Source organism: Bacillus sp. TE9106W (assembly GCF_054062215.1).
The window spans coordinates 163908-176290 of the sequence record NZ_JBSSFA010000009.1 but is presented as its reverse complement, the minus strand read 5'-3'; the positions used below and the strand labels follow the sequence as shown (position 1 = coordinate 176290).

Sequence of the window (12383 nt, the reverse complement as noted above, 5' to 3'; positions counted from 1 at the left end):
ATATTCCGACTTTACTGTTTAATGAAAACGCAATCTTCATGTGGATAAGTCTTTATCTTAGAGAACAATAAAGAACCCTCTTTAAACATACAAAAGAGGGTTTCATATTAAGTAAATGATTGTGCAAGAGCAGGTGATTTAATAGGTATATGATTCGGTTCTACATGATTTTCTGCCAAAATTGTATCCACAATATGATCAGCTGGCTCCGGACGATAAATGCTTTTCATCGCTTCTTTCATTTGAAGAAGCTTCATATCGTCTTGTAATAACGCCTCTGTTTTTGCAAAAACCTCACTATCATCACGAATGACAACTGCAGCTCCTTTTCTTTCAAAGTACATCGCATTTTCATTTTCTTGTCCTGGAACAGGCTTATATAAAATGACAGGTACTTGCAATGCTGCCGCCTCACTTAACGTAATACCGCCTGGCTTTGTAATCATACAAGAAGTAACGCGGAATAGTTCATCAATATTTTCAACATAACCAAATACTTTTAATGCATCAGGATTTGTTTCCTGTACCCCTACCAAATCCTGTTTTAATGCTTCATTTTTCCCACAAACGACAACTACTTGTAAATCAGGTACTGACATAAATGATTGGCATAGTTCTTTTACACTTCCTAATACCCCATGAGCACCTGCTACAATTAGTAAAATCTTTTTATTCTTACATAACTGATATTTATTATATATAATGTCTGGATTGATCTTTAACTCAAAACTACTACGAATCGGAATTCCGGTTTCAACAATTTGCTCCGCAGGCACACCGATATCAACCATAACTTTTTTTACGTGATCAGTTGCTACAAAATAACGATCTACTTCCCGATGAATCCATATTTTGTGCACACAAAAATCCGTTAATACGTTATACACAGGAATTGAAATACCTGTTTGCTTTTTTAATTCTGGTACAGCTATAATCGGAAAGGTATTAATAACAATATCCGGTTTCTCTGCTTGTAAAAGTAATTTCAAGCGTTTTCTTCCAAAATTCGCATACCAAGATGCTATTTTTTTATCATAAATTTTTTCTACGCCATAATAAAACAAGCGGTATAATTCTTTTCCAATTGTATAACTTTTTAAATATAAATATTTTGTAATATCGGTTATAACCGGATGTGATTCTCCGAACAAATCGCATACAATTACATCTTTAATTCCTTTTTGGCGAAATGTTTGTTCTAATGTTTTCGCTACTTGCACATGACCGTTACCGTAATGTGCAGTTAATATTAAAACCTTGGGGTTTTTTATCAAACAAATCCACTCCTAGCTTATTGTTTCTCCATATTGCATATACGACAATAGGAAAAACATTTTCCTTAAAAATTACATAAACAGACTCTAATATTTCTCTTTCAGCTATGTACCTGTCGTGGATATGCAAAGCATATAAGATTGACCCCTTAATCCTATCTGTGCTCATATCTTTACATTATACTTTCCTATAAGAGCTTTCGCAATAACTTACAAATGTTCTCTATTCCATGATACTCACTCTTTTACTTCTTAATTCTTTTTACTATTTTGATTTCCCTTTACAATTATGTAAATTTCTCTACTTATTCCTTACAAAAATATGGATATTCTATTTTTAGTATACTCTTTTCTTTATATATACTCTAGGTTTTATTGTAAAGAAAGCAAAAAGCCTAATCCAATATTTGGATTAGACTGCTTGTAAAATATGTCTTGCTTCTTCTACATTTTTTTCAGTAGGTGGTTCTACATTCGCAAGTGGATACTTATGTCCAAGTGCCTCCCATTTATATACACCAAGCTTATGGTATGGTAACACTTCAACTTTTTGAACATTAGACAGACTTTGAATAAAGCTAGATAACTTTTGTAGATCCTCTTCATTATCAGTAACACCAGGAACTAATACGTGTCGTACCCAAATCGGTTTATTTTTATCCGATAAATAACGAGCAAATTGTAAAATATGTTCATTTGGTTTTCCTGTTAATTTACGATGTTTCTTTGAATCAATATGTTTCAAATCCAATAAAACTAAATCTGTGTACTCCATTAAAATGTCTAGCTTGTTTTGGAATTCTGGTTCTTCAGAATAACACCCACCTGAAGAATCAATTGTTGTATGAATTCCAATTTCCTTACATTTCTTAAATAATTCAATTAAGAAATCTAGCTGTAATAATGGTTCCCCACCACTAACTGTTATACCGCCTCCGGAAGCTTCAATAAAAGGAAGGTAACATGTCACATCCTGCATTACTTCTTCGACTGTTATTTCTTTTCCTTTACCGATCTCCCACGTATCAGCATTATGACAATATTGACAACGTAATAAACACCCTTGTGTAAATATGACATAACGAATTCCTGGGCCATCAACAGTACCACAAGACTCTACAGAATGAATTCTTCCTTTTACCATGTTACTTCCTCCTTTATTGAAACAGCCTCCCTCTGCTGTTTATAAAATGCAGAGGGACACTTTTTTCATTTACATGCTTTCATGCATTGTACGGTTAATTACATCGATTTGTTGTTCACGAGTTAATTTAATAAAGTTTACAGCGTAACCAGATACGCGAATTGTTAATTGTGGATATTTCTCAGGATGTTCCATTGCATCCATTAATGTTTCACGGTTAAATACGTTAATATTTAAGTGATGACCTTCTTTTACTGCATAACCATCAAGCATTGATACTAAGTTACGTACTTGTACTTCATCCTCTTTACCAAGCGCTTTTGGAATAATAGAGAATGTATTAGAAATACCATCTTGTGCATCTTCATATGGTAATTTAGCTACAGATAATAATGAAGCTAACGCACCTTTTGTATCACGTCCATGCATTGGGTTCGCACCTGGTGCAAATGGTTCTCCAGTACGGCGACCATCTGGAGTGTTACCAGTTTTCTTACCGTATACAACGTTAGATGTGATTGTTAAGATTGACATTGTATGAACAGAATTTCTGTATGTTTTATGTTTACGAAGTTTATTCATAAATGTTTTCACAAGATTTACAGCAATTTCATCTACACGGTCATCATTGTTACCGTATTTAGGGAAATCTCCTTCAATTTCAAAGTCAACTGCGATTCCGTTTTCATCGCGAATTGGTTTTACTTTTGCATATTTAATTGCACTTAAAGAATCTGCTACTACAGATAGACCCGCGATACCTGTTGCCATTGTACGAAGAACATTTGTATCATGAAGTGCCATTTCAATACGTTCGTAGCTATATTTATCGTGCATGTAGTGAATAACATTTAATGTATTTAAATATAGACCCGCTAACCATTCCATTGTCATATCAAACTTATGCATAACTTCTTCATAATCTAATACTTCAGAAGTAATCGGTGCATACTCAGGACCAACTTGCGCTTTAGATTTTTCATCTTTACCACCGTTAATCGCATATAGTAATGCTTTTGCTAAGTTTGCACGTGCGCCAAAGAATTGCATTTGTTTACCGATTCTCATTGCAGATACACAACAAGCAATTCCGTAGTCATCGCCGTAGTCAGCACGCATAATGTCATCATTTTCATATTGAATTGCTGATGTTTTAATAGACATTTTCGCACAGTAGTTTTTAAAGTTCTGTGGTAATTGTTTAGACCAAAGAACTGTTAAGTTTGGTTCTGGAGCTGGTCCTAAATTATCTAATGTATGCAAGAAACGGAATGAGTTCTTTGTTACTAATGGACGACCATCTAATGCCATACCACCGATAGACTCAGTTACCCAAGTTGGGTCACCAGAGAATAACTCATTATAATCAGGTGTTCTGGCAAATTTCACAAGACGTAATTTCATAATGAAGTGATCCACAATTTCTTGTACGTCTTCTTCTGTTAAAGTACCATTTGCTAAATCTCTTTCAATATAAATATCTAAGAATGTAGAAGTACGTCCAAGACTCATTGCAGCTCCGTTTTGCTCTTTAATTGCTGCAAGATATGCAAAGTATAACCATTGGAATGCTTCTTGAGCAGTTGTTGCTGGCTTAGAAATATCAAAGCCATGAGAAGCAGCCATTTGTTTTAACTCTTGAAGTGCACGTATTTGCTCAGATAACTCTTCGCGTAAACGCATTGTATCTTCACTCATTACACCACCAGTTAAATTTAAATCTGTTTTCTTCGCTTCAATTAAATGATCTACTCCATATAATGCTACGCGGCGGTAGTCACCGATAATACGTCCACGTCCGTATGCATCCGGAAGACCCGTAATAACACCTGATTTACGAGCAGCTCTCATTTCTGGTGTATAAGCATCAAATACACCTTGGTTATGAGTTTTTCTCCAATCTCTAAAAATACGACTAAGCTCTTTATCCATTTCGTATCCATAAGATTCACAAGCTTGTTCCGCCATACGAATACCACCATATGGTTGTAAAGAACGTTTAAATGGTTTATCAGTTTGGAAACCGACTACTTTTTCAGTCTCTTTATTTAAATATCCTGGTTCATGTGATGTAATAGAAGAAACAATTTTTGTATCCATATCAAGAACGCCACCGTTTTCACGTTCTTTCGTTGTTAAATCCATTACTTGATCCCAAAGTTTTTTCGTTGCTTCAGTTGCTCCCGCTAAGAAAGATTCGTCTCCTTCGTAAACGTTTACATTATTTAAAATGAAATCGCGAACATCAATCTCTGCTTTCCATTTTTCACCTTTAAAGTTTTCCCATGCGTTTTTAACATTTTCTAATACTTGAGTCATCCTAATCTCCTCCATTTTTGATTAGTACAGGACTAAGATTTTTTATATAACAGCTTACACACTTAGAATACTACTTTTTTACGAAAGTGAACGAAATAGTTGTGACATGTTTGTGAAATATTGAGCAAACTACTATATACATAGTGTTAACTTCATTTTAAAGTCTTTAAAATTAACCCTTTCCTTAATTGTATTTTTTTGGTATTCTTATATACGAGTCCTATTTTGTAATATAAAAACAATACCCATTGTAGAGCTGTAATACTCTTATCTCCTAATCTGTTATAGTTTTTATAACAGAACAAAAAAGTGTACATATGTTGTACACTTTTTTGTTACCTATAAAATATCTCTTTTTCTATTTCCATCATGGAATCCACCACGACTGCCTGTTAATCCAATTAATTGCTCTAATCCTTCTATATGGTCACCTATAATTCGAAGTACAGCTGGTGGATGACCTATTTTAGCAAAATGTTCACTGGGACGAATACGGTTCATCTTATCGACCTCAACACGACTTACACATGCAACTTCAAATCCTGAAAGAATAGCTTTCACTTGGGCTACACACGGCGCCAATAAAGATCTATACCCAATTTGTTTCAAACACTTACGGCTAAACGCATTCGGTACAGCGACAAGTGAGCCTACGCCTAGATCTTTTCTATCACAAGCTAAATTTAATGCATATTTAAATGCATTTACAAGATGAAGCGGTACTCTTAAATCTAAATAATGATTTAGATCATTTAATGCAACATCTGTCCCATCTGCAATAGCTTTCGCAAAAGGATATAGCTCGCTCGCTGGAATAACAAAATCGCCGTCTATAAATAACACAATTTCTCCTTTTGCAAAATACGTTCCAAGTGAGCGCCCCACATCATTTCCAAGTGCTTCTTTATATACAATTGTCGTTGCTCCCTTGTCTTTTGCAATCGTCGCCGTTTGATCGGACGAACCATTTACAACAACGATAATTTCAAAAGGTTCAATCTTGCGAAGCTCTTCTATAACGTTTCCAATTGTTTTCTCTTCATCTTGTACAGGAATAATGACCGATAATTGCTTTCCCTTATACAAATTAGATGTAACACCCCATCCTTGATAAAAATCTTCAAAATCTAAAGTATGATAGACACTATCTCTTTTCCTATTTCCATCACAATACCCTCCGCGCTCATCGCTACCTACTATTCGCTCCGCTACAGCTTCTATATGGTCACCTATCATCCGTTTTTCAGAATGAGAAAGACCCGTTCCATACGCAGCATGCTCAGTCGGCCGAAATTTATTTGGTGTAATAACGTCAATTGCACAATGTCGACTAATTCTCCATTTGCTTTGAACAAGGCGTAAATGAGCGACAATAGGATTAACAAAACATTCATATCCAATACTTTGAACAACTTCTTTCGTCAACGCGTGAGGTACAGATAATAAAGAATCAATTTTTAACTCTTCACGCTCTAACATTGCATTTAATATTTGGCGCCATACTGTCACTGAGTGCGGTTTTTGTTTCTTTAAAAATAACGTGTCCAAATTATTTAAAACGATGTCGGCCTGATCATGTAAAATTGGATTTAGGAATAATTGTAATTTTGAAGTTTGAATAGCAAAATCTCCATCTATAAATAGTAATACATCACCTATCGCCTGTTTTGCGCCAACTGCACGGCCAACGTCGTTTCCAAGTAGCTCTGTATACTTGATTACTTTACACCCTAAACGATCAGCAACCTCTTCTGTACCATCAGTACAACCATTTGCTACTACAATAATCTCTAATGGATTTAATCCTTTTACCGATTGAATAACGTCTGAAATCGTATCGATTTCATTACATGCAGGAATAATAACAGATAATGACTTAGCCATTGTCTTCTTCACGAAACCACTTAATGGTTTCCTTCAATCCGTCTTCCCACGTTACTTTCGCCTGAAATTGAACAAGATCTTTTAATTTTGTTACGTCTGGTCTTCTATTTGGAATTTCTTCAAAACCATGTGGATATACTTCTTCAAAAGGTACTTGCACAATCTTTGAAGAAGAATCCGTTAATTTTTTAATGACCTCTGCTACTTCTTTTATACTTTTTTCATTCTCAGAACCTATATTAATAATCTCACCATTTACCTTCTCATCCATTGCCCGAATCGTTGCCTCTACCGCATCACTTACATACGTAAAGCAACGTGTTTGCTCTCCATCTCCATATACGAGAATGTCTTCTCCCTGCAGGGCCGCACTAATAAATCGCGGGATTACCCCTGCATACGGACCACCTTTCGCTCGTGGGCCATAAATATTAAAATAACGAACAATCGTTACAGGTAAACCTTCTAAAGCGTATCCTAAACATAATGTTTCTTCTAACGTTTTACAAATTGCATAACTCCAACGTATTTTAGAAGTTGCACCGTATAATCGATCTCCTTCTTCAGAGAAGGGTGGCTCTGCCTTACCATATACTTCTGAAGTAGACGCAAAAACTACTTTCTTTTTTCCTTTTAGCGCTGCTTGTAAAATGTTTCTCGTTCCATCAAAATTCGTTTCAATTAGCTCTATACTCTTTTCCATTGTCGTTTTCACACCTAAAATTGCTGCTAAATGAAACACAACATCATGTTGGTTTACGAGTTCATAAATAGAATTTTTGTCTAAGACACTTATTGGAATACCCCGAATTTTTTTCATTAACTCATCATGATATTTATTTTTCCCTTTATAGAAGTTATCAACAATCGTGACATTATAACCTCTTCCCACCAACTCTTCAGCTAAATGGGATCCAATAAATCCTGCTCCGCCTGTAATTAAACATTTCTTACTCATTTACTCACCTTCTTTACAATCCCACGTGTATCTACTACTCGCTTTATTCCTTTAAAAAGCTTCCAATCAATATTAGAATGATCCGTTAAAATTAAAATACAACTCGCTTGGTTAACGGCTTGTTCATTCAAAGAAACAGATTGGTACACCTTATCTCCAAATTTTGCCGAAGAAATATATGGATCGTGATATTCTATCTCGTATCCTTCTTTTATTAACAATTCAATAATTGGCAACGCTGGTGATTCTCTTAAGTCATTTACATCTTTCTTATATGCAATCCCTACAATTAAAACCGTTGCAGGTGGTTGCACCACACCTTTTACTTTCTGGACCATTTTCTCTGGCATTTCTTCATTAATTACATGCGCTGCTTCAATCAATTGACTCATTGCACCATTCTTTTTTATTCTCCATTGAAAATATAAAGGGTCTACTGGAATACAGTGTCCTCCTATCCCTGGACCTGGCCAATATGGAGTAAATCCAAATGGTTTTGTAGATGCCGCTTCAAGCGCCTCATAAAAATCAATTCCTAAACTTTCACATAGTGTGTTTAGCTCATTGACTAACGAAATATTAACTAGGCGCTGAATGTTTTCGAATAGCTTACACATCTCCGCTACTTTCGGAGAACTAACTGGAACAACTACATCAAAAATAGTGCTATACAAAGCCTGTACTTTTTGTTTACACTTTTCTGTTTGTCCACTAATAACTTTTGGAATCGTTTGAACTGAATATTGACTATTTGCTGGATCAATTCTCTCAGGGGAATATCCGATATAGAAATCTTCTCCTGCCTTTTTACCTGTTTGAGAAATAATAGGAATGATAACTTCCTCGAGTGTACCTGGATATGTGGAGCTTTCAAAAATGAAGGTTTGTCCTTTTTGAAGGTTTTGTTGTATATAATGTGAAGCTGAAATGAGGGCACTTAAGTCTGGTTCTCTTTGTTCATTAATTGGAGTCGGGACAGTGACAATAACGTAATCACTATTTTGAAACTCAGCAATACCTTGATCCGGTGTATTTACTATTAATTTTTTTTTCGTCAATAAACTTTGTAACTCCTTAGAAGAAACATCCGGAATATAACTTTCTCCTTTTATAATTGATTCTATTTTTCTAGTATCTTTATCTAGTCCAAGTACAGTATGGCCCCTTTCTGCAAGATGGACTGCTAAAGGAAGACCAACATACCCTAATCCAATGATAGCTACTTTACGACTAGTATTCATTTGTATTCTCTTCTTCCCTTCTCAATTGTTGAATTATTTCTCTATCTCTATCTCCATCTGTAAAACCTCCGCGTTCGTCTGTATGTTGTAATAAATATGCAATCGCCTCAAGTTGGTCACCGAAAATACGGTCAAATGCTGAAATGCGCCCATTTACAAATTCATGTTGCTCTGGACGTACTCGATTTGTTTTTATAACATCTACAAACTCAACGGCTGTAATAGAGAACCCTTCTAAAATAGCTTTCATTTGTGCTAATGGCGGAATGATAAGAGAGTCATATCCTATTTTCTCTATTACCTTCTTATGGATGGCATGTGGTACTGCTGTTAGTGAGTTATTCCATAAATCTGGTCGTTTCGCTACCAAATTCACAAAGTATTTTCCCATACTAATTGGATCTGCTGGATGAAATATATCTAATAAACACTGCAAATCATTTAATGCCATATCACTTCCATCTTCAATAGCACGCAAAAATGGAACTAGTTTTTTTGCCGGAATAGCAAAATCTCCATCAACAAATAAACAAATCTCTGCTGTAGCATGCATGGCACCTATCGCTCGTGCTACATTGTTTCCAAGCGTCTTCGTAACTTCAACAACAATAACATTCTCTAGGTTTACTTGTTTAATAGTCTCAATATCTGCTCCATTCGCAACAATAATAATTTCATCTACCCCTGCTTTTTTTACTTCTTGTATAACAGATCTTATAGTCGTTTTTTCTTCTGACACTGGTATAATCGCACTGTATTTCGCTTTTTCCTTTTTTAATACAACTGGTTTATATTTCCCTATAAACTCTCTATCTCTATTTCCCTCCAAAAAACCACCGCGTTTACCATATGTTTCGGTTATATATTGCAAAGCACGTAAATGATCGCCCATAATACGACTAGTCGCTTTAGGATAAGGGGAATCAGGTGATGTGCCCGTATGAACAGGACGAACTTTATTTGTGTATATTACATCAACTGAAGCCATATCTGAAATATCTACTCCTCTAGACATCGCCATCGCTTGAAATAATGCTGGATCTGCTAAATTCCACCACCCCAGTTTTTCAATCACTTCACGACTGATTGCATGTGGTATCGCAATTAAAGACCCTACAACAAACTCTTTCTTGTTCAAATAACGATTTAACATATATTTTCCAACCGTCGTATAATGCGGTCGTACTTTTAAATAAACAGACCATGTTAAGTTATTCAAAACAATTTGATGTCCTTGCTGTATTCCTTTAATAAAAGGATATAATTCTTCACTTTTCATGACGATATCACCGTCTAAAAATAAGACAATTTCACCTTTTGCTTCTCTAGCGCCAATTGCCCGTCCCACATCATTACCAAGAGAATGATTATAATAAATCACACGGCAATGATGTTGTAATGCTATTTCTTTTGTCCCATCGGTCGATCCATTATCTACTATGATAATTTCATATGGTTCTAACTTTTTTACTTCTGCTAAAACTTTTGATAAAGTACTTGCCTCATTATGCACTGGAATAACAACTGATACTTTCATACTTTTATCACGCTTACCCTTCCAAGCGAACATAGGCAATAACAGGAATACGTACAATTACATCTTCCGGTGGTCCATAGGAAGGAGAAGTACGAACGCTTACTGCTCCATCTGTCACAGATAAAAGCACACCTGAAACGATTTCAACAGCAGTCACCACTTGCACTAACTCACCAACATGGTTACGCAATTCATCAGTAAATAACATATATAAGTCTCCTTTCTTACGCTTCTTTAATTGATATAATACTTGCAAACGGTAATAAAACTTCTGTTCCTATTCCTTCTTGTAGTATTAAGAAATCATCACCAACTGCTACAATAACACCCGTTAACTGTCCAACTGTCACTGTAATTTCTACGTTTTTACCTAAATACTGCTCTGCAATTTCTTTAAAAGGTGATGTATTACATTCTTTTAAAATGTTACAAATAATAGATTGAAATCTACTTGATTCAATAAATTCTTCCGTAGCTTGCTTAGAGTTTCTTTGAATAAATCTCGCGAAGTTTTGTGAAAATAAAAGTCGTTCCACAGCAGGCAATAACTTATTATCTAAAAAATAATCTAATTGCCTATTAAACAATCTTGATAATTTTTTCCAATACTTACCGAACAGACACATACACTTCTCCTCCTATTATTTTTAAATTATAAAAACATATCCATACATCTTAATGTACACAAATCAGACTCTTTTTGTGATAGGTAAGACATACATTTTTCATCGAAACAATCTGTTCTAAGCACAAAAAAGACTATCCAAAAGGATAGTCTCTTACACTTCAATATTTCGCAACATCGTATAAATGTCGTTGTTCACTTTACCAAACGATTTAATATTGTTTTGAATGTTAGATAATAAAACGACATATACACTTCCATTTTTACTAAATCCATTCAAGCAATTCCAGCCTGGCATTACACCGTGATTCGAATAACTTCCCGGGTCTACGTACCATCCAAACCCGTAATCTTTTTTTCCGCCTGTAAACATTTGATCGTAGCTTTCTTTTGAAATTAACTTTTCAGAGAAGAGCGCTTCATTAAATAAATACAAATCATGTGCACTTGTATATATATCACCACAACCATAAAGTTGTGACATACTTGGAATATTAGGTGTTGTCATATTGTTATTTACTATTTTATAACCTGTCGATGGAAATCTTGTTTGTTCTAGCTCTCTACCAAAACCAGAATGTTTCATACCAGCAGGTGCAAAAATATGTTGTTTAATATACTCTTCTAACGGTTGTCCGCTTACCTTCTCAGCAATATAGGCAAGTATCGAATAGTTAGAATCGGAATACTTCCATTTCTCTCCTGGACTTCCAATGCGCTTTTGCTTTCCTATTCGTTTTATCAATTCTTCATGAGAAATATCCTCTGTTCCCTGCTCGTACTCCGGAATTCCTGATGTATGTGTTAATAAATGTTTTAACTGAATACTATTACCTTGAGGGAAATCTGGAATATACTTCGCAATCGTATCCTCTACATTTAATTTATGTTGATCTTTTAATTGCATAATAGCAGTCGCTACAAACGCCTTTGAAATAGAACCAATATAAAAAGTTGTCTCTGAATTATTCGGTACTTGTTTCTCTTTATTCGCCATACCATATCCTTTATTCACAAGAACTTTTCCGTTCTTCACAATAACCGCTGTCCCGCTAAATCCTATGTTTTGTAAATATTGATCTAATTGAGCGTTTTCATTAATTTCTTGAGGTGGTCCCTCAGCAGGCTGTTCTGCAGCTTGTGCTTGCTTCACTTGTTCTTCCTGCTCTTTTTGTTTTTGTGCTTCTTGCTTCTTTTTTTCTTCTTTCTTTTTTAGCTCTTCTTGCTTCTTCATTTCTGCCGCTTTTAAAATTTCTTCTTTCTTATTATGCGTAACAATTTTTGTATACATGAAATATACAAGTGAAAATAGTAAGACGAGAATGATTGTTCTTTTTATGTATACAATCGGCCGACGTGATTTCCCATTCGCATTATTTTTTTCCTGATCCATGATTGCTT

Annotated in this window: 10 protein-coding genes; all 10 read right to left on the bottom strand. The window is 35.0% G+C overall.

Features of this window, described 5'->3' with window-relative positions; all coding sequences use genetic code 11:
- Nucleotides 1-107 precede the first annotated feature (107 nt).
- Nucleotides 108-1274, bottom strand: coding sequence for a diglucosyl diacylglycerol synthase (locus ACVWY7_RS17710; protein WP_000594708.1), 1167 nt, complete (start codon nucleotides 1272-1274; stop codon nucleotides 108-110).
- A gap of 412 nt (nucleotides 1275-1686) precedes the next feature.
- Nucleotides 1687-2418 carry a pyruvate formate-lyase-activating protein gene (gene pflA, locus ACVWY7_RS17705; protein ID WP_000238474.1) on the bottom strand — a complete coding sequence of 244 codons (732 nt, stop codon included), beginning with the start codon at nucleotides 2416-2418 and terminating at the stop codon, nucleotides 1687-1689.
- Between the two features lie 69 nt (nucleotides 2419-2487).
- Nucleotides 2488-4737 (bottom strand): formate C-acetyltransferase, encoded by a 2250-nt coding sequence (gene pflB / locus ACVWY7_RS17700; RefSeq protein WP_000195481.1) that lies wholly within the window; start codon nucleotides 4735-4737, stop codon nucleotides 2488-2490.
- Between the two features lie 339 nt (nucleotides 4738-5076).
- Nucleotides 5077-6621 (bottom strand): glycosyltransferase family 2 protein, encoded by a 1545-nt coding sequence (locus ACVWY7_RS17695; protein ID WP_073523141.1) that lies wholly within the window; start codon nucleotides 6619-6621, stop codon nucleotides 5077-5079.
- On the bottom strand, nucleotides 6614-7579 hold the full coding sequence (locus ACVWY7_RS17690; protein WP_073523143.1) for an NAD-dependent epimerase/dehydratase family protein: 966 nt from the start codon (nucleotides 7577-7579) through the stop codon (nucleotides 6614-6616). The genes ACVWY7_RS17695 and ACVWY7_RS17690 overlap by 8 nt, the downstream gene beginning before the upstream one ends.
- On the bottom strand, nucleotides 7576-8820 hold the full coding sequence (locus ACVWY7_RS17685) for a nucleotide sugar dehydrogenase (protein ID WP_070172133.1): 1245 nt from the start codon (nucleotides 8818-8820) through the stop codon (nucleotides 7576-7578). Before ACVWY7_RS17685 ends, ACVWY7_RS17690 begins: the two co-directional genes overlap by 4 nt.
- Nucleotides 8810-10390, bottom strand: a complete 1581-nt coding sequence (locus ACVWY7_RS17680; RefSeq protein ID WP_000458437.1) for a glycosyltransferase family 2 protein — start codon at nucleotides 10388-10390, stop codon at nucleotides 8810-8812. Before ACVWY7_RS17680 ends, ACVWY7_RS17685 begins: the two co-directional genes overlap by 11 nt.
- Entirely contained in the window at nucleotides 10371-10565 is a 195-nt protein-coding gene (locus tag ACVWY7_RS17675; RefSeq protein ID WP_000899474.1) for an LSm family protein, read from the bottom strand. Before ACVWY7_RS17675 ends, ACVWY7_RS17680 begins: the two co-directional genes overlap by 20 nt.
- 16 nt (nucleotides 10566-10581) lie before the next feature.
- Entirely contained in the window at nucleotides 10582-10983 is a 402-nt protein-coding gene (locus tag ACVWY7_RS17670) for an LSm family protein (RefSeq protein ID WP_000335518.1), read from the bottom strand.
- Nucleotides 10984-11136: 153 nt separating this feature from the next.
- Nucleotides 11137-12375, bottom strand: coding sequence for a serine hydrolase domain-containing protein (locus tag ACVWY7_RS17665; protein WP_456523881.1), 1239 nt, complete (start codon nucleotides 12373-12375; stop codon nucleotides 11137-11139).
- Nucleotides 12376-12383: the final 8 nt, after the last annotated feature.

What these genes read in the sequence shown, in the direction of transcription:
- pflB (WP_000195481.1), bottom strand. Translation starts at nt 4,737, where the DNA reads ATGACTCAAGTATTAGAAAATGTTAAAAACGCATGGGAAAACTTTAAA.
- ACVWY7_RS17690 (WP_073523143.1), bottom strand. Translation starts at nt 7,579, where the DNA reads ATGAGTAAGAAATGTTTAATTACAGGCGGAGCAGGATTTATTGGATCC.
- ACVWY7_RS17695 (WP_073523141.1), bottom strand. Translation starts at nt 6,621, where the DNA reads ATGGCTAAGTCATTATCTGTTATTATTCCTGCATGTAATGAAATCGAT.
- pflA (WP_000238474.1), bottom strand. Translation starts at nt 2,418, where the DNA reads ATGGTAAAAGGAAGAATTCATTCTGTAGAGTCTTGTGGTACTGTTGAT.
- ACVWY7_RS17685 (WP_070172133.1), bottom strand. Translation starts at nt 8,820, where the DNA reads ATGAATACTAGTCGTAAAGTAGCTATCATTGGATTAGGGTATGTTGGT.
- ACVWY7_RS17670 (WP_000335518.1), bottom strand. Translation starts at nt 10,983, where the DNA reads ATGTGTCTGTTCGGTAAGTATTGGAAAAAATTATCAAGATTGTTTAAT.
- ACVWY7_RS17675 (WP_000899474.1), bottom strand. Translation starts at nt 10,565, where the DNA reads ATGTTATTTACTGATGAATTGCGTAACCATGTTGGTGAGTTAGTGCAA.
- ACVWY7_RS17680 (WP_000458437.1), bottom strand. Translation starts at nt 10,390, where the DNA reads ATGTTCGCTTGGAAGGGTAAGCGTGATAAAAGTATGAAAGTATCAGTT.
- ACVWY7_RS17665 (WP_456523881.1), bottom strand. Translation starts at nt 12,375, where the DNA reads ATGGATCAGGAAAAAAATAATGCGAATGGGAAATCACGTCGGCCGATT.